The 18368-nt window shown below is 65.4% G+C and carries 16 protein-coding genes; 9 read left to right on the plus strand and 7 right to left on the minus strand.

The window, feature by feature from the left end; translation table 11 throughout:
• The first annotated feature begins 22 nt into the window (after positions 1-22).
• The 4 genes from AABF56_RS31745 to AABF56_RS31760 all read left to right on the plus strand — a co-directional run bounded on the left by AABF56_RS31745 (position 23) and on the right by AABF56_RS31760 (position 3760).
• A complete protein-coding gene (locus AABF56_RS31745) occupies positions 23-901 on the plus strand; it encodes a LysR substrate-binding domain-containing protein (RefSeq protein ID WP_288085811.1) in 879 nt (292 codons plus the stop codon).
• A gap of 178 nt (positions 902-1079) precedes the next feature.
• The gene (locus AABF56_RS31750) at positions 1080-1535 is read left to right on the plus strand and encodes a DUF3597 domain-containing protein (protein WP_244770538.1); all 456 of its coding nucleotides are present in this window, start codon (positions 1080-1082) and stop codon (positions 1533-1535) included.
• 491 nt (positions 1536-2026) lie between these two features.
• On the plus strand, positions 2027-3055 hold the full coding sequence (locus AABF56_RS31755; protein ID WP_272809529.1) for a four-carbon acid sugar kinase family protein: 1029 nt from the start codon (positions 2027-2029) through the stop codon (positions 3053-3055).
• Between the two features lie 3 nt (positions 3056-3058).
• Entirely contained in the window at positions 3059-3760 is a 702-nt protein-coding gene (locus tag AABF56_RS31760) for a FadR/GntR family transcriptional regulator (RefSeq protein WP_244770536.1), read from the plus strand.
• 110 nt (positions 3761-3870) lie between these two features.
• Here AABF56_RS31760 and AABF56_RS31765 read toward each other — a convergent pair whose 3' ends face one another.
• The 3 genes from AABF56_RS31765 to AABF56_RS31775 are packed head-to-tail and all read right to left on the minus strand — an operon-like array spanning position 3871 to position 7140.
• Positions 3871-4989, minus strand: coding sequence for an iron-containing alcohol dehydrogenase (locus AABF56_RS31765; RefSeq protein WP_272809528.1), 1119 nt, complete (start codon positions 4987-4989; stop codon positions 3871-3873).
• A 4-nt stretch (positions 4990-4993) separates the two neighbouring features.
• Entirely contained in the window at positions 4994-5950 is a 957-nt protein-coding gene (gene pdxA / locus AABF56_RS31770) for a 4-hydroxythreonine-4-phosphate dehydrogenase PdxA (RefSeq protein ID WP_272809527.1), read from the minus strand.
• Complete coding sequence (locus AABF56_RS31775) at positions 5947-7140, minus strand: sialidase family protein (RefSeq protein WP_272809565.1); 1194 nt, start codon at positions 7138-7140, stop codon at positions 5947-5949. Before AABF56_RS31775 ends, pdxA begins: the two co-directional genes overlap by 4 nt.
• Before the next feature lie 366 nt (positions 7141-7506).
• On the opposite strand from AABF56_RS31775, the gene AABF56_RS31780 reads away from it, so the two are divergent.
• From AABF56_RS31780 to AABF56_RS31800, 5 genes are all read left to right on the plus strand, one after another.
• Positions 7507-8976, plus strand: a complete 1470-nt coding sequence (locus tag AABF56_RS31780; protein WP_443021353.1) for an ABC transporter substrate-binding protein — start codon at positions 7507-7509, stop codon at positions 8974-8976.
• 88 nt (positions 8977-9064) lie between these two features.
• On the plus strand, positions 9065-9979 hold the full coding sequence (locus AABF56_RS31785) for an ABC transporter permease (RefSeq protein ID WP_272809525.1): 915 nt from the start codon (positions 9065-9067) through the stop codon (positions 9977-9979).
• An 11-nt stretch (positions 9980-9990) separates the two neighbouring features.
• Positions 9991-10914, plus strand: a complete 924-nt coding sequence (locus AABF56_RS31790) for an ABC transporter permease (protein WP_272809524.1) — start codon at positions 9991-9993, stop codon at positions 10912-10914.
• Entirely contained in the window at positions 10907-12526 is a 1620-nt protein-coding gene (locus tag AABF56_RS31795) for an ABC transporter ATP-binding protein (RefSeq protein WP_272809523.1), read from the plus strand. The genes AABF56_RS31790 and AABF56_RS31795 overlap by 8 nt, the downstream gene beginning before the upstream one ends.
• 26 nt (positions 12527-12552) lie before the next feature.
• Complete coding sequence (locus tag AABF56_RS31800) at positions 12553-13434, plus strand: dihydrodipicolinate synthase family protein (protein ID WP_272809522.1); 882 nt, start codon at positions 12553-12555, stop codon at positions 13432-13434.
• A gap of 12 nt (positions 13435-13446) precedes the next feature.
• On the opposite strand, the gene AABF56_RS31805 is transcribed toward AABF56_RS31800, so the two are convergent.
• From AABF56_RS31805 to AABF56_RS31820, 4 genes are read right to left on the minus strand one after another with little or no spacing between them, the layout of a single operon-like run.
• Positions 13447-14739 carry an amidohydrolase family protein gene (locus tag AABF56_RS31805; protein WP_272809521.1) on the minus strand — a complete coding sequence of 431 codons (1293 nt, stop codon included), beginning with the start codon at positions 14737-14739 and terminating at the stop codon, positions 13447-13449.
• A complete protein-coding gene (locus AABF56_RS31810) occupies positions 14736-15677 on the minus strand; it encodes an ABC transporter permease (protein WP_272809520.1) in 942 nt (313 codons plus the stop codon). The genes AABF56_RS31805 and AABF56_RS31810 overlap by 4 nt, the downstream gene beginning before the upstream one ends.
• A 2-nt stretch (positions 15678-15679) precedes the next feature.
• Positions 15680-16729: an ABC transporter permease gene (locus tag AABF56_RS31815; RefSeq protein WP_272809519.1), complete on the minus strand. Its 1050-nt coding sequence runs from the start codon at positions 16727-16729 to the stop codon at positions 15680-15682.
• The gene (locus AABF56_RS31820; RefSeq protein ID WP_272809518.1) at positions 16719-18245 is read right to left on the minus strand and encodes an ABC transporter ATP-binding protein; all 1527 of its coding nucleotides are present in this window, start codon (positions 18243-18245) and stop codon (positions 16719-16721) included. Before AABF56_RS31820 ends, AABF56_RS31815 begins: the two co-directional genes overlap by 11 nt.
• Positions 18246-18368 lie beyond the last annotated feature (123 nt).

Here is an 18368-nt window from a genome sequence, read left to right on the forward strand (position 1 = left end):
TCCCTCTGTGCCGCTGCCTTCCATGACTGCGCTGCGCGTGATGCTGGCGATCGCGGAGCGGGGTTCGACGACGGCCGCGGCGGAAAGCATCAACCTGTCGCAGAGCGCCGTCAGCAAACAACTGCTGACCCTTGAAGACCTTCTGGGCGCGCAGGTCTTTACACGAAAGCCGTCGGGCATGGTGCCGACGGAACTTGGCCGCATCTATCTCGAGCAGGCGCAGGTGGCGATGAAGGCGATGGAGGAGGCCGCATTCCGCGCCGCCCGGCTCCAGTCGGACTCCCATACGCTCCGGCTGAAGGTGCTGCCGATCCTGGGCGATCGCTGGCTTCTGCCGCGGTTTTCCGATTTCAACCAGAAGCACCCGGATATCGACGTCCGGTACACGACGTTCTCGACGGACAATCCTGCAGCGCAGCCCGATGCCGTTTTCCGTTTCGGCCGGGGACCGTTTCCCGGCGAGGATTCGATCTATCTGTTCGGAAAGGATGTCCGGCTGGTCTGCTCTCCCGCCTATCTCGCGAGGCTGGGTCCGCTCGAAACCATCGAAGATGCAGCCCGCGGCATCATCATCGAACATCCGGGAACGCCTCTGCATTGGGCGGATCTCGTGAACGGCTACGGGAAGCCGGACCTGGAGCCGCAGGGCGTGATGCGCTTCGATTACTATACGCTCGTGCTGCGTGCCGCGATTTCGGGCCAGGGCATGGCGCTCGTTCCCCCGCAGCTCATAGAGGATGAGCTACGTGCCGGAAATCTCGTCAATCCTGGCGGTATCCGATATGGGTCGAAAGCAGCGTACTGGTTTTCGACGCCGGCGGATCGCAAGCCGACGCTGGCCCTGAAGGCATTCCAGCGCTGGCTCATGAAACAAGTCGAGGAGCCTGTCGTTGCAACGTAGCAGCGGATGGGCCACGCCGTTCAAGACCGTGCCCGAATACTCGCTGGATATGTCGTGGATTGAGCCAACCTCTTGAACTTCCCGATTCACGAGCCGTCTTTTCATTGAAAAGACGAACGGCAAGCCTATTATCTCGTCACGCCGGACGAAAGCCGGCGATAAGGACAGGGAGTCAGATATGGGTATCTTCAGTTCCATCAAGGAAAAGCTCTTCGGCAAGGCGTCCGAGGAAAAGCCGGTCGAAACCGCTGCGGCCGAGACCATTTCGGCCGAGGCCGTGAAGCCGGTGACAGCGGATGTCTCCGCAACCGCGACGACGGCCAGCAATGAGGCCGTGGCAACGACGGCCGACAACACGCCTGCCGCCTCCTCAAGCCCCGTTGACGTCGCTGCCATCATGGACGCCGCGGTCAAGAAAAATGGCCAGAAACTCGATTGGCGCCGCTCCATCGTGGACACGATGAAGGCGCTTGACCTCGATTCCAGCCTTTCCGCACGCAAGGAACTGGCGGATGAACTCGGCTATACGGGCGACAAGAACGATTCCGCCACGATGAACATTTGGCTCCACAAGGCACTGATGAAGGCCCTGGCCGAAAACGGCGGCAAGGTTCCCGCCGAACTGCTGGACTAAAATGCGAGCAGGCCCGCCAGGCAAACTGGCGGGCCGCCGCGTTCTACGATTCTCGTTCTCTCCAGGATAAAACGTTGCGCATGCCTCGAAGAAGAAGCGCAACTTGCGAATGGTACCAATAGGCTGCCAATCGCGGGGACGCTGCCATGAGACGGACCCGACCTCCCGGATAAATGGAATGTACCGCCTCGAATGCGCCGGCAACGAGGCTTTGAGGCCGCCCGTCGGAATATAACCGGTCTCCCTTGCTGCCCGGCCTCGGCCGCGCCTGGCCATGCCGTCATGCAAGGCAGGCATTTGCATCAGCATGAACCGCACACTGTAGCGAACCATCAAACCGTTGCCGGGGCCGCCCTCGTCCGGGAGTTCCTGCAGCAGCATGCGGCTTGCACCCCGGCGGCCACGGAGAATTTGTTATATTCTCTCAAAAAATATTGACATTTCAATAGAAAGAAACGCTATAAAGATAACAACAATCACTGGAGCGTGCGATGCTGGCCATCCTTGCCGACGACCTGACGGGCGCACTGGATACGGCCGCGCCGTTCGCGGCGCGGGGCATGCATGTGGAGGTGGCGCTCTCGACCGCAGCCATCGACGAGGCCCGGCGGGATGCACCGGAGGTCCTGTCGATCAACCTGGCTTCACGGGAGGTCGGCGCGCAAGCCGCGCGGCAGGCGGTGGCGGCAGCGCTTCAAGCGCTGCCTGCGGGAGTGCGTCTTCTCAAGAAGGTCGATTCACGCCTTAAGGGGCATATCGCAGCCGAGCTCGACGCGATGTCCTATCGCGCAGCGCTGGTGGCGCCCGCGGTTCCCGCCTTCGGCCGCGTCGTGAAGGATGGCTGCGTAACAGGCTTTGGTGTGGATGCGCCGATTTCCATTGCCGAAAGGCTCGGGCCCCATGCGGCCCGCGCGACGATCCCGGATATTGCCAGCCAGAACGAGATGGCCCTCTGGCTTGAGCGGACAGACATGGCGGGCGTCGACCTTCTCGTCGGCGCACACGGTCTTGCGGAGGCGCTGGCCGAAAAGATGAGTGGGCAAGCACCGGCGCGGATGGCGGACATTCCCGCGGGGCCGGGCCTCTTCGTTGTGGGCTCGCGTGACCCGATCACCCTTGCGCAGGTCGAGACGCTGCTGGGCGACGGCGGTCTACGCTACCTGCCGGCGCCCAACGGCCGCCTTGCCGAAACGCGCGCCGATGACAGCGTGCTGACGCTCGTGCAGGCAGTGCCCGGCGCGGATGTCACGACGCCGCTGGAGGTTTCCCGGGCGCTGGCGGAAAGCGTCTGTCCCGACCTTGCGGCCGCGGCATCGACACTCTTGCTTTCCGGCGGCGCGACAGCGGAAGCGGTGCTCGGCAAGATGGGGATCGTGCGGTTCCGGCTGCTGGGCGAATGCCTGCCGGGACTGGGCTTGGCGCATGCCCAAGGACATTGCATTATCGCCAAATCAGGGGGCTTCGGGCGGCCGGACACGCTGAGAAAGATCGCAGAACGGCTGCGCGGCAGGACAGGGTAAGAGATGGGACTGGAGAACGGAACAGCACGCAGGAGCCTTGGCGATCTCGTCTTCGAGCGCATGCACCGTGCCATCAAGTCCGGTGCCTACAAGCCGGACGAGCGCCTGCCGACCGAGCATGACCTGGCGATCGAGTTCGAGGTTTCGCGGCCGATCATCCGGGAGGCCCTGCGGCGGCTGCGCGAGCAGGGTTTCATCTATTCCCGGCGCGGTGCGGGCAGTTTCGTGCGCGCCGTCGGCATGCGCGAGCCGCTTGGCTTCGGGCAGCTCGAAAACGTCGCCGACCTCCTCAACTGCTATGAATTCCGCCTGACCGTCGAGCCGGCCGCGGCGGCCGCGGCGGCTGAACGCCATGATGCGGCGACGCTTGCCGCGATCCGCCAGGCTCTGGAGTTGATGCGGGACGCCACCAACCGGCAGTCGCACCGCGAGGACGCCGATTTCCAGTTCCATCTCGCCATCGCCCGAGCCGCGCAGAACAGCTACTTCTTCACCGCCATGGAAGCGTTGAAGGACCATATCGCCGTCGGCATGCGGTTTCACGGCGCCTCGGTGAAGCGCGAGACGACCGGCCTCACACGGGTCTTCGGCGAGCACGAGGCCATCGCCGAAGCCATTGCCGCGCGGGACGGTGCGAAGGCACGGCAATGCATGCACGACCACCTCACCGGCTCACGCGATCGCCTGTTCCAGGCGACCAAATAGACGCAGAACCCCGGCAGCACCGGGGTTTTGGTGTCGATTGGATGTTCGCGCCGGCGTGACGCCAGAGCATTTCCAGCCGAAGCGAGATCGCTTCGGCGTCGGATAATGCTCTAGAAAGCCGCCCGGTAGACGCCAAGCACGTCCTCGACGCTCATGTCGATCGGGTTGTTGTCCATCAGGCGGCGATTGGCGTGCGCCTCGCCGGCGTAGAGCGGCAGGTCGTCCACCGTCGCGCCATGGGCAGCCAGCGACATCTCGATGCCGAGGCCGCGGCAGAAGCCGTGGGCGGCGGCGAGCAGGCCTTCCGTGGTTAGATCCTCGCCAAGGCCGAGCGCCATTGCGACTTCCGCCGTCTTCGCCGCCGCGACCTGCCGGTTGAAGGCCAGCACATGCGGGAAGACGATCGCGTTGGCAAGGCCATGCGGCAGGCGCAGCCGTGTGCCGAGCGGATAGGCGATGGCGTGGCCGGCGGCGGTGTTGACCGGGCCGAGGCAGATACCGCCGTAATAGGAGGCGAGCATCATGCCTTCTCGCGCCTCGGTGTCGGCTCCGTCGCGCACGGCGCGGGCAAGGTATTTGCCGACGAGCCGGAAGCCCATGCGGGCGAAGCCGTCGATCATCGGATGCGCGCGGCGGTTGGTGAAGGCTTCGACGCAGTGCGCCATGGCATCGACGCCGGTCGCCGCCGTCACGGCCGGCGGGACGGAATAGGTGAGCTCCGGATCGAGCACGGCGAAATCGGCGATCAAGTGCGGGCTCTCGACCGCGATCTTGTTGCCCTTGCCGGGATCGGTGATGAGCGCACGGATGCCCGCCTCCGAGCCCGTGCCGGCCGTGGTGGCGACCTGCACGAGGCGCGTGCGGCGGCCGCCGACCCGGTTCGGGCCGGCAACATCGGCAAGCGTCTGTTCGCTGTCCCAGAGGGCGGCAACGAGCTTGGCGACATCGAGAACGGATCCGCCGCCGAGACCGACGACGAGGTCCGGCCGGCTTTGGCGGGCGGCATCGAGCGCGGCATCCAGCGTGGCGACGTCGGGCTCGCCCGGGATCGCGTCGAAGACGGCGATGCGGCTGGCCAGCTCCAGGCGATCGACGAAGCCAGCCGCAAAGGGTGTCGCGATCACCAGCACCGAGGCGGCGCCGGCAGCCCAGGCGCCGACCTCGCCGGTCGTGCCGGCGCCGACGGCGAGCCGGTTCGGCTGATGGAGCGTGATGGGGGCGATTGTCATGGCGTCATCCTCGCTTGGCGGCGCCCGACACCAGCTTGCGGGCGTAGGCGATGGCGGAATTCATGTTGCCGTGGTCGGCAATGCCCTTGCCGGCAATGTCGAAGGCCGTGCCGTGGTCGACCGAAGTCCGGTCGATCGGCAGGTCCACGGAGACGTTCACAGCGGTGTCGAAAGCGACGAGCTTGACCGGGATATGTCCCTGGTCGTGATACTGCGCGACGACGAGGTCGAAGGCGCCGGCATAGGCGCGGTAGAACACCGTATCGGCGGAAATCGGCCCATGGGCGTCGATGCCCTCCGCACGGGCCGCCTCGACGGCCGGCGCGATCTGGTCGTCATCCTCGGTGCCGAACAGGCCGTTCTCGCCGCAATGGGGATTGATGCCCGCGACGGCGATCTTCGGCCCCGCATAACCGATGCGCTTCAGGTGGGCGTCGCCCGCGCGGATGGTCGCCAGCACGCGCTCCGTCGTCGAGCGGCGGATCGCCTCCTGCAGGGAGACATGGGTCGATACGTGGATGACCTTGAGCCGGTCCGAGGCGAGCAGCATATAGGCGGCCTTGGAGCCGGTGAGGCTGCGCAGCATGCCGGTATGGCCGTCATAGTGATGGCCGGCAAGGTTCAGGGCCTCCTTGTTGATCGGCGCAGTGACGATGCAGCCGATGGCGCCGGCTTCGGCATCGCGCACCGCCTTCTCGATGAAGCGGAAGGCGGCATCGCCGGCAATCGGGCTCAGCTGTCCGAAGGCGAGCGGCGCCCCTTCGATGGGCAGGTCCACGACATGGGGGGTGAGGTCGATCGTGACGCCGAGGGCCGCGCGGGCTGCCTCGAGCGTCGCGAGATTGCCGTAGATGCGGATGGTCGCGCGCTCCTCCGGCGTCATACCGGCAAGCGCGCGGACCGAGATCTCCGGGCCGACGCCGCACGGGTCGCCCATGGTGATGCCGATGACGGTGCTCATGAAGGTCTCCCTGCGTCGGCGCTGTCCCAGCCGGGAGCCAGGCGGACATATTTGATCGCGCGCCGGTGATAGGTGTAGGCGAGGTGGAGGGTGCCGCCGGCGTCCGCCAGCAACCAGGGATAGGACATCTCCTTGTTCCGGCCGTCGATGGAATCGTTGGAAAGGCAGGTGCCCGGCCCATCCTCAATGAGCAGCCGGACGGGGAAGGTCCTGCCTCCGTCCTCCGACAGGCAGAGGGCGACGGGCGCGCGTGGCACGCCCCAGACCGGAACGCAGCCGCCCGCGGGGTCGGCGTCGGGACGCTGGTCGTTCTCGCCGAGCTCGTCATAGAGCGAGGCGCGGCGATCGGAAGATTGGGACGCATTCACCGGATTGCAGATCATCGCGACACGTCCGTCCGCCAGGCGGATTGCAGCTAGGGAGGAATTGTTGTTCGGCACATCGGTCGCCTCGGGCGCGGACCACGACCGGCCACCGTCCTGGCTCTCCGTTCGGTAGACGAAATCCGCCTGACGACGGCGGAAGAAGGCGGCAAGGTGCTGTCCGCCCAGGGCGACCGGCGACATGTGCACGCAGCCGACAGACCGGGAAAGCGCTTCGAGCCGCCACGACTTGCCTTCATCGAGCGAGACGCCAAGGGCGGCGGTGTCGTGGCTGCCGTTCCATTTCTGCCCGGGGCGCTGGACGCAGCGGAAGATCGGCAGCAGCCATGCCCCGTCTGCCCGCACCACCAGCGGCGCACGCACGAAGCAGCCACGCGGCAGATCGAGATAGCGTCCCTCCCCGGCAGTCAGCACGAGGGGATCGGCGCCGCGCCGGATTTCGACCATGCGGATCCGGCATTCGTCCTGGTTGCCCGAGGGCTGCGAGGTATGGAAGAGCCATAGCCGGCCATCCGGCGCGGTGAAGAACGCCGGGTTCTGTTCCGAATGGGCGGGATCGAAACTCAGCCGCTGCGGCGGGCCCCAGCTTTCCGCGCCCTTCGCCAACACGCAGGCGAAGATCGATATGTCCGACTTGCCTTCCAGCGTGCCGCCGAACCAAGCGCAGGCGAGCGCACCGTCAGCAAGCGGATGCAGAAACGCGGCGTGATTCTGGATCATGGGCGACGGCAACAATGCCTCGGCACGTCCCGGCGACACGATCTGAAGCCGGCCATTCATGTGGCGGGCGATTTCCTCTGGGCGCATTGGCTCCTCCTGCATCGCGTTGAAAATCACCGAAATCATAAAGTTGTCAAGTTTTAGAATGTTACCAAATCGCATATTTCTCTTCTAGAAAAGAAAAATTGCATTGATTTTACGAATCAATTCACTTCTCAAGTGATGCCTATAAAATTTACATTGCAAAATAATTTGACAAACTTTGATGGAAATAGGATGGTTTGGGCAGGCCGGCATACAAATGCCGGAGGAGGATTCATGCCGGAGGGGCACTGCGCTCTTTGCGATCGGTGCCGCGCTGGTCGCCGCGCGATCCGGAAAGACGGCATCAGCCTGATACGATTTCACCAGGGAGGAAATATCGTGAAGAGAATATTGGTTCTGGGTGCCCTCATGCTGGGTTCCGCCTTGTCCCCCGCCTTTGCCGGCTCGGGGCCGATCAAGATCGTGCTTGCCGAGGAGGCGGACCTGCTCGAGCCCTGCATGGCGACCCGCTCCAACATCGGCCGCGTCATCATGCAGAATGTCAGCGAGACGCTGACCGAGCTCGACGTTCGCGGCGACAAGGGCGTGATGCCACGCCTTGCCGAAAAGTGGGAGCAGAACGCCGACGGCAGCTGGCGCTTCCACTTGCGCCAGGGCGTAAAATTCTCCGACGGCACGACCTTCGACGCGAAGGATGTCAAGCACAGTTTCGACCGCATCATGAGCGACAAGAACGCCTGCGAGTCGCGCCGCTACTTCGGCGGCATGACCGTGACGCCGACCGTCGTCGACGACTTCACGATCGACTTCAAGGCCGATCCGGTCCAGCCGATCCTGCCGCTGCTGCTCTCGCTCGTCACCATCGTGCCGGAGGAGACGCCCTTGGAATTCGTGCGCGAGCCCATCGGCACCGGTCCCTACAAACTGACGAACTGGACGCCGGGCCAGCAGATCGTGCTGACTGGCCGCGAGGACTACTGGGGCGCCAAGCCCGAGGTCACGGAGGCGACCTATCTCTTCCGTGCCGATCCTTCGGTTCGCGCGGCCATGGTGCAGGCCGGCGAGGCGGATCTCTCGCCCTCGATCTCGCAACTCGACGCCACCAACCCGGCGACGGATTTCTCCTATCTCGACAGCGAGACCGTCTATCTGCGGATCGACCATAACATCGAGCCGCTGAACGACGTGCGCGTCCGCCGCGCCCTGAACCTCGCGATCGACCGGCAGGCCTTCCTCGGAACGCTCGTTCCCGACAGCGCGCTGCTCGCCACCGCCATCGTGCCGCCGCCGACGCTCGGCTGGAACCCCGACGTCAAGGTCTTCCCCTATGATCCCGATGGCGCAAGGACGCTGCTGGAGGAAGCCAAGGCCGACGGCGTGAAGGTCGACACCCCGATCACCATCATCGCCCGTTCGGCAAACTTCCCGAACGTCACGGAGATCATGGAAGCCATTCAGGCGCAGCTCCAGGAAGTCGGCTTCCAGGTCGAGCTGAAGTTCGTCGAGGTCGCCGAGCACGAGCAATACTACTCCAAGCCCTTCAAGGAAGGCCGCGGCCCGCAGATCGTCGCCGCCATGCATGACAACTCAAAGGGCGACCCGTCGTTCTCGATGTTCTTCAAATATGCGACCGAAGGCACGCAGTCCGGCTTCTCCGATCCGAAGGTCGACGACCTGATCAAGCGCGCCTCGGCAGCCGTCGGCGATGAGCGCGCCAAGCTCTGGTCCGAGGTCATCGCCTATGTCCATGACGAGGTCGTCGCGGACGTGCTGCTGTTCCATATGGTCGGCTTCTCGCGCGTTTCCGAACGCCTCGATTTCAAACCGACCATGGCGACCAACGGGACGCTGCAGCTTTCGGAGATCAAGATCAAGTAAGCGCGCGCTGGCAAAGCCTGCATTTGCCGGTCACAACAGCAATCAAGGCGGCGGGAGGATCCCGCCGCCCGATTCCCCCGAGGGTGCCATGCTGAGATTCATTCGAAAACGCGCCGTGGCCAGTCTGATCTCTCTCGTCGGACTGATCGTCATGGTCTTCTTTCTCTCGCGGCTGACGGGGGATCCGGCTGCACTGTTCCTCCCTGTCGAGGCCTCGGCGGAGATGAAGGCGCAGTTCCGTGAATTGCATGGCCTGAACGATCCTTTCCTCGTGCAGTTCGCCCGCTATGTCGGCGATGTCGTCACCGGCGATTTCGGCGAATCCCTGCGCAAGGCGCGGCCCGCGCTCGACGTCGTGCTCGAAGCCTTCACCTGGACCCTCTGGCTCGCGCTCGTCACCATGACGCTCGTCACGGGGGCCGCCATCGTCGTCGGATCGCTTGCCGCCTTCCGCGCCGGCGGCTTCTTCGACCGCCTGTCCTCCGTCATCTCGCTTCTCGGCGCCTCGGTGCCGGATTTCTGGGTCGCCATTGTCGCGATCGTCGTCTTCTCGGTGAACCTTGCCTGGCTGCCCACCTCAGGCACCGGCTCGCTGCTCCACTGGATCCTGCCGATCTCCGTGCTTTTCATCCGCCCGTTCGGCATCATCGTCCAGGTGGTGCGCGGCTCGATGATCGGCGCGCTTTCCTCCGCCTATGTGAAGACCGCACGGGCAAAGGGCGTCAAATCCGGGCCGATCATCTTCGTGCATGCGCTACGCAACGCCATGCTGCCGGTCATCACCGTCATCGGCGACCAGGCGGCGAGCCTGCTCAACGGCGCGGTCATCATCGAGACGATCTTCGGCTTTCCCGGCGTCGGAAAGCTGATGATCGATTCCATTCTGCAGCGCGATTTCAACGTGGTTCTCGCCGCAATCCTCGTCACCGCGCTGGCGATCTTCCTCATGAACCTGCTGATCGACCTTGCCTATGCTCTGCTCGATCCGCGGATCCGCCACTGAGGAGCATGGCCATGACCCTTCAGACGACAGACACCGCCCTTGCCGAAGAGCCGCATTTTGCCCGGCGCATGGTGCGCATGCTGCTGGCCGACAGGTTCGCGCTCTGCGCCGCGATCTTCCTCCTTGTCGTTCTGGTCCTCGCGATCGTCGGCCCGAGCTGGCTCGGGGACCTCGCGACCAAGCAGAACCTCAGGGGCCGCAATGCGGCGCCCTTCGACTGGGAGCGCGGCTGGGTCTGGTGGATGGGCGCCGATGCGCTCGGACGGCCGCTGCTCGCCCGCATCATCGTCGCCACGCAGAACACGTTGATGGTCGCGGCCGGCGCGGTGGCGCTCTCGGCGGTCATGGGCACTGTCCTCGGGCTTGTCGCGGGTTTCTCCTCGGCACGCGTCAACCAGGTCATCATGCGACTTGCCGACGTCATCATGTCCTTCCCCTCGCTATTGATCGCGGTGATCGTGCTCTACATCCTGGGCTCCTCGATCCTCAATCTCATGCTGGTTCTCGCGATCACCCGTATTCCCGTCTATCTGCGCACCACCCGGGCGGAAGTGCTGGAAATCCGCGAGCGCATGTTCGTGCAGGCCGCGCGCGTCATGGGCGCCTCCTCGAAGCGCATCCTCTTCCGCCATATCCTGCCCGTCGTCTTGCCCACACTGACGACGCTGGCAACGCTCGACTTTGCCTATGTGATGCTCGCCGAAAGCGCGCTCTCCTTCCTCGGCATCGGCATCCAGCCGCCGGAAATCACCTGGGGCCTGATGATCTCGCAGGGCCGGCAATACCTCACCAACGCCTGGTGGCTGTCGTTCTGGCCGGGGCTTGCCATCATTCTCACCACCCTGTCGCTGAACCTCCTGTCGAACTGGCTGCGCATCGCGCTCGACCCGGTTCAGCGCTGGCGTCTCGAAATGAAGGGCCGCAAGAATGGCTGAGCATCTTCTGGAAGTCCGCAACCTCTCGGTCGAGTTCCACACCGCCGCAGGCGTGGTCAAGGCGGTGCGCAACATCTCCTACCACCTCGACCGCGGCGAGACGCTGGCAATCCTCGGGGAGAGCGGCTCTGGCAAATCGGTCTCCTCCTCGGCGATCATGAACCTCATCGACATGCCGCCGGGCCGCATCAGCGCGGGCGAAATCCTGCTCGACGGCGTGGACCTGCTCACGATGCCGGCGAACCAGCGCCGCGAGGTGAACGGCCGCCGCATCGCCATGATCTTCCAGGACCCGCTGAGCCATCTCAATCCGGTCTATACCGTCGGCTGGCAGATCCGCGAGGCGCTGACCACGCACGGGACGGCCTCCGCGCAGGCACGAGCCGAAGCGCTGCGGCTCCTGACACGCGTCGGCATACCCGAGCCGGAACATGCGCTTGGCAAGTACCCGCACGAATTTTCCGGCGGCCAGCGCCAGCGCGTGATGATCGCCATGGCGCTCGCGCTGCGCCCGGACCTCCTGATCGCCGACGAGCCGACGACGGCACTCGACGTGACCGTGCAGGCCGAAGTGCTCGCGCTGCTCGAGGAGCTGCAGCAGGAAACCGGCATGGCGGTGCTCATCATCACGCACGATCTCGGCGTGGTCGCCGAGATCGCCCATCGCGTCGTGGTGATGGAGAAGGGCGAGCTGGTCGAGGCCGGCACGGTGCGGGAGGTCTACCGGAACCCGCAGCACCCCTATACCCGCAAACTCATCGCCGCCGCGCCCGGCAAGGGTGAGATGCACGAACCTGTCGCCCGCACCGCGCCGGTGCTTTCGGTGCGCGACGTGCGCAAGCGCTATGGCGCCTTCGAGGCCCTGAAGGGCGTCTCCTTCGATCTCATGCCCGGCGAGACGATGGCCGTGGTCGGCGAAAGCGGCTCGGGCAAGTCGACCCTCGCGCGCATTCTGCTGCGCCTCGACGAACCGGATGCGGGCAGCGCCCACTGGAAGGGACGCCACCTCTTCACGCTCTCGCCCGGCGAACTCTACAAGCTGCGCCGCGACCTGCAGATGGTGTTCCAGGATCCGACGCAGTCGCTCAACCCGCGCATGACCGTCTACCAGCTTATCTCCGAGGCCTGGATCATCCATCCGGATATCCTGCCCAAGGCGAAATGGCGTGAACGTGTCGCCGAGCTCCTCGTGCAGGTCGGCCTCGGCCCCGAACATATGGGGCGCTATCCGCACCAGTTCTCCGGCGGGCAGCGCCAGCGCATCGCCATTGCCCGGGCGCTCGCACTCGAACCGCAGCTCATCATCTGCGACGAAGCGGTCTCGGCCCTCGACGTCTCGGTGCAGGCGCAAGTCATCGCGCTGCTCGACAAGCTGCGCAGGGAAATGGGCATCGCCTTCATCTTCATCGCCCATGACCTGCCGGTCGTGCGGGACTTCGCCGACCATGTCATGGTCATGCGGAAGGGCAACGTCGTCGAGTTCGGCACGGTGCGCGCGGTGTTCGAGACGCCGCGCGAGGATTATACGCGCGCCCTGCTTGCCGCCGGCCTTGATCCCGATCCCGACGTGCAGGCCGCCCATCGCGCCGCCCGTCTCCAGCGCGCCTCGTAGGCGCCGTTTTCTCAAAGGAAGCTCCCGTGTCGAAACAAGCCTTCGTCGCCCTCGTGACCTGCTTCAACGAAGACGAGACCATCAACTATGCGGCAACGCGCGCCCAGGTCCGCCGGCAGGTCGAAGCCGGCAACAACATCATGTGCGCCGGCACCAACGGCGATTTCACCGCGCTGACCTTCGAGGAGAAGGTGCGGTTGACGGAAGAGGTGGTCGATGAGGTGGGCGGGCGCGTACGGGTCATCGTCAATGCCGGCATGCCGGCCACCTTCGAGACGCTGAAGCTGGCGCGCGAATTCGACCGCATCGGTGTCGATGGCATCGCCGTCATCACGCCCTTCTTCATCGCCTGCACACAGGACGGTCTCGTCCGCCATTTCTCGACCGTCGCCGATGCGGTGACGACGCCCGTCTACCTCTACGACATCCCCGCCCGAACGCAGAACCATATCGAGCCGGACACTGCACGCCTGCTCGCCGGCCATGGCAACATCGCCGGCATCAAGGATTCGGGCGGGGCGAAGGAAACATTGGAGGCCTATCTCGCCGTCGCCAGGGACGTGGAGGGGTTCGAGGTGTATTCCGGGCCGGACCATCTGGTGCTCTGGTCGCTGCAGAACGGGGCAGCGGGCTGCATCTCTGGTCTCGGCAACGCCATGCCTGAGGTGCTCTCCGGCATCCTGAAGGCCTACAACGCGGGCGACAACGCCGAGGCGGAACGACAGCAGGCGACATTCACCGCCTTCCGCACGGATCTCTATGCCCTTGGCTTTGCACCGGCCATGGTCAAACGCGCCCTTTACCTGCAGGACGCGTCCGTCGGCGCCAGCCGGCAGCCGGCCTTGCTGCCGAATGCGGAGCAGGACGGCCGTATTGCGGAAATCCTGACCCGATACGGCCTGCTCTGATCCCCGCCTGCTTCACCGCGCTTGCGGCGGCACGACGTGGCGACGGTTGATGCTTGCCGGGCGCCCCCTGATCGACAGGGCGGTCTCGCGCTTCTCGCGCTCAGCCACGACCTTGCCCTTCGAGACGACGCAGAGCCGCTCGGCGCGCAGGCGCACCGCCTCGATGGGATTGCCCGCGTCGAGCACGACGAGGCTTGCCGATTTGCCGACGGCGAGGCCGAGATGGTCGAGGCCCATGATCTCGGCATTGACCCGCGTCACCATGTCGAAGCAGGCGCGCATGTCCGCGGGCGAGGACATCTGGGCGACGTGCAGCCCCATGAAGGCGACATCGAGCATGTCGGCGGTGCCGAGCGAATACCAGGGGTCGAGCACGCAGTCCTGCCCCCAGCCGACACGGATGCCCGCTTTCAGCATCTCGGGCACGCGCGTCATGCCGCGGCGCTTCGGATAGGTGTCGTGGCGGCCCTGCAGCATGATGTTGATAAGCGGGTTGGGGATCGCTGACACGCCTGCCTCGGCAATCAGCGGCAGCAGCTTGGAGACGTAGTAATTGTCCATCGAATGCATCGAGGTGAGATGCGAGCCGGCCACCCGGCCCTGCAGGCCGAGCCGCTGGGTCTCGTAAGCCAACTGTTCGATGTGGCGGGACAGCGGATCATCGGTCTCGTCGCAGTGCAGGTCGACCATCAGGCCGCGCTCGGCCGCGATCTCGCAGAGTTCGGTGACCGACCGCGTGCCTTCCGCCATGGTGCGCTCGAAATGCGGGATGCCGCCGACGACATCGACGCCCATGTCGAGGGCGTGCAGGGTGTTCTCGCGGGCATTGGGCGAGCGGTAGAGACCGTCCTGCGGGAAGGCGACGAGCTGGAGGTCGATATAGGGGGCGATCTCCTTCTTCACCTCGAGCAGGGCTTCCACCGCCAGCAGGCGATCGTCGCAGGTATCGACATGGGTGCGGATGGCGAGCAGGCCCATGGAAACCGCCCAGTCGCAATAGGCGAGCGCGCGCTCCTTGACGGCCTCGTGGGTCAGGAGCGGCTTGAGCTCGCCCCAGAGCGCAATGCCTTCGAGCAGCGTGCCCGAGGCGTTGATGCGCGGCAGGCCGTAGGAGAGCGTCGCATCCATGTGGAAATGCGGATCGACGAAAGGCTGGCTGACAAGGTTGCCCGACGCATCGACGACACGGCCGGCGGCAGCATCGAGACGCGGCTCGATCGCGGCGATCGTCTCGCCCTTGATGCCGATATCGGCGACGGTTCCATCGGGCAGCGTGCCGCCCTTGACGATCAGGTCGAAGCTCATCTTTCGCCTTTCTGGTACGGTATCATCAAAGCCTTGGGATAGGTGGCGCGGCGCGCCACCAGGATCAGCGCCAGGATCGACAGCGCATACGGCATCATCAGGAACACCTGGTAGGGCACGATGCCGCCCGATATCTGCTGCAGGCGGATCTGATAGGCATCGAAGGCGGCGAACAGGATGGCGCCGACCAGCGCCTTGCCCGGCCGCCACGAGCCGAAGACAACGAGCGCGATGCAGATCCAGCCGCGACCGTTGATCATCTGGAAGAAGAACGAGTTGAACGCCGACATGGTGAGGAAGGCGCCGCCGACCGCCATCAGCGCACTGCCGGCGACGACCGCGCCCATGCGGATGCTGGTGACCGAAATGCCCTGCGCTTCCACCGCGGACGGGTTTTCGCCAGCCGCGCGCACGGCAAGGCCGACGGGCGTGCGATAGAGCACCCAGGTGACGAGCACGACGGCCAGGAAGGCGAGATAGGTCAGCGGCGTCTGCGTGAACAGCGCCTCGCCGAGCACGGGGATATTCGACAGACCGGGGATCGCCAGCGGCTGGAACGGCTCGATCTTCGGCGGCGACGTCACCTCCGGCAGCGCGAGGCGATAGGTGAAATAGGTGAGACTGGTCGCCAGCAGCGTGACGCCGATGCCGACGACATGCTGCGACAGGCCGAGCGGCACGGTGAGCGTGGCGTGCAGCAGGCCGAACAACGCGCCGGCAAGGGCGGCCACCAGCACGCCGGCCCACAGGTCGCCGCCGCTGTAGACGGTGAACCAGCCGGCGAAGGCGCCGACGGTCATGATGCCCTCGATGCCGAGATTGAGCACGCCGGCGCGCTCGCAGATCAGTTCGCCCATGGTCGCGAAGATCAGCGGCGACGCGATGCGGATGACGGCGACCCAGAAGGAGGCGGTGAAGGGGATTTCGAGCGCGTCCATCGTCACCTCCACCTGATCCTGTAGCGCGCCAGAAGGATCGCCACCACCATGGTCAACAGCGAGGTGGCCAACATGACGTCGGCGATGTAGCTCGGCACCTTGGCGGCCCGGCTCATCGCATCGGCACCGACGAAGATGCCGGCGACGAAGATGGCCGAGGCGATGACGCCGAGCGGATTGAGCATCGCCAGCATGGCGACGACGATGCCGGTGTAGCCGTAGCCGGCCGACAGGTCGAGCGTCAGGTTGCCCTTGAGCCCGGAGACTTCGGAAAAGCCCGCAAGTGCGGCCAGCCCGCCGGAGAGCAACGCCGTCTTCATCAGCACGCGATTGACCGGAATGCCGACGAAGCGCGCGCCTTCCGGGTTGTGGCCGACCGCGCGCATCTCGTAGCCGAGCTTTGTCTTCTTCGTGACGACCCAGACCACGACGGCCGCGACGATTGCGATGACGAAGCCGAGATGCAGGCGCTTGCCCTGGATGAGGCGCGGTAGCTGCGCCTCCGCGACGACCTTCTGGGATTGCGGCCAGCCCAGCCCCATCGGATCCTTCAGCACGCCCTCGAGCAGCATCGACACGAAGAGCAGGACGATGAAGTTCAAGAGCAGCGTGGTGACCACCTCGTCGACGCCGAAGCGCGTCTTCAGCACGGCGGGGCCGAGCAGCAACAGCGCCCCGGCCGCCATCGCCGCGGCCATCAGCACGGGGATCAGGATGGCCGAGGGCAGGGGCAGGGCGCCGGTGCCAAGCACCACGGTGACCACGCCGCCGATATAGAGCTGCGCCTCGGCGCCGATGTTCCAGAGCTTGGCGCGGAAGGCGACGGCGACGGCAAGGCCCGTGAAGATCAGCGGCGTCGCGCGGGTCAAGGTTTCCAGCAGAGCGAATTGCGAGCCGGCCGCGCCCTTGGCAACGAGATAGAAGACCGAGAGCGGCGAGGCGCCGGCCGCCAGGACCAGAAGCGAGACCAACAGCAGCGTGGCGACGATGGCCGCCAGCGGGAACAGGAGGGTGACCGCCAGCGTCGGCGCGGGTTTCGGCTCAAGCCGCATCGCTGCGCTCCCCGCTATGGCCGGCCATCAGTTCCCCCAGCTCGCGAATGCTGCGTTCGCCGCGGGCGGAGGGCGTCGACAGGCGTCCATTCGACATGACGAGAATGCGGTCGGACAAGGCCAGGATTTCCTCAAGGTCTTCCGAAATCAGCAGTACGGCGGCGCCCCGCTCCCGCGCTGCGAGCAGCATGCGGTGGACATAGGCGACGGCACCGACATCGAGGCCGCGCGTCGGCTGGCTCGCAAGGATGACCGCCGGCTCCGGATCAAGCGCACGGCCCAGGATGAGCTTCTGCATGTTGCCACCCGACAGCAGGCGTATGCGCGCCTCGGGCGAGGGACACTTCACGTCATAGTCGGCGATGATCTTTTCGGCGAAACGGCGGGCGGCCTTCCAGTCGAGGAAACCCATGCGGCTGAAGCGCGGACTGCCGTAACGCTCGGCGATCACATTCTCGGTGACGCTCATGTTGCCGATGGTGCCGACGGCATGGCGGTCTTCCGGTATGCGCGCCACGCCGTGGTCGAGCGCGACGCGCGGCGACCAGCCGGCAACTTCCCGCCCGGCGACGGAAATGCGACCGCCGGCGGCGCGCTGGGTGCCGGCGATGAGCGCGGCAAGGGCCGCCTGGCCATTGCCGGAAACGCCGGCAAGGCCGGTGATCTCGCCGGCGCTGAGGGTGAGCGACACGTCATCCAGCGCAGCGCCGTTATAGGGCGCGGTGGAGACGCCTTCGAGCACGAGGAGCGGCGCCCCGACATTGGCCGGGCTGACCTCTGCCGGCTTCACCTCCTGGCCGACCATGAGGGCCGCCAGTTCCTTGCGATCGGTCGATGCCGTTTCGCATTCGCCGACAAGCCGGCCCGCGCGCAGCACCAGCACGCGATCGCTGACGGCCATCACCTCGTGCAGCTTGTGGGAGATGAAGATGATCGACAGGCCCTTGGCGACAAGCAGCTTCAAGGTGCGAAACAGCGCATCGGTCTCGGCCGGGGTTAGAACGGCCGTCGGCTCGTCGAGGATCAGGATACGGGCATCGCGATAAAGCGCCTTGAGGATCTCGACGCGCTGGCGTTCGCCGACCGAAAGCGTGGAGACGGTGGCCGCGGGATCGACGGCCAGGCCGAAATCGGCGGAGAGCTGCGCAATGCGCTGCCGTGCCGACGCCCTGTCGAGCCGCGCACGCCAGAGGCTTTGCGTGCCCAGCGCGATGTTCTCCTGCACCGTCATGTTGTCGGCGAGGGTGAAATGCTGGTGCACCATGCCGATGCCGGCATCGAGCGCGGCACGCGGATCGCCCGGCGGCAACGGCTCGCCAAAGGCCTCCACGGTTCCGGCGTCGGCGACATAGTGGCCGAAGAGAATGTTCATCAGCGTCGTCTTGCCGGCACCGTTCTCCCCGAGCAGCGCAATGACCTCGCCGCGCTTCAGGTCGAAGGAAATGTCGTCGTTGGCCCGGAGCGGACCGAAACGCTTGCTGATGCCGGAAAGACGGAGGACGGGTGTATCGGACACGTTGGCGACCGGGAAAGGACTTTGAGGGCAGGGTTGTTCTGCTCGCAGGGAAAAGCAGCCGCGGCAAGGGAAGTATCCTCCTGCCGCCAGCCATTTCTCCCCGCGATCATCAGAACGCGGAAG

Origin of the sequence: Shinella sp. WSC3-e (genome assembly GCF_945994535.1) — a bacterium.
In the GTDB taxonomy this organism is placed as follows: Bacteria; Pseudomonadota; Alphaproteobacteria; order Rhizobiales; family Rhizobiaceae; genus Shinella; species Shinella yambaruensis.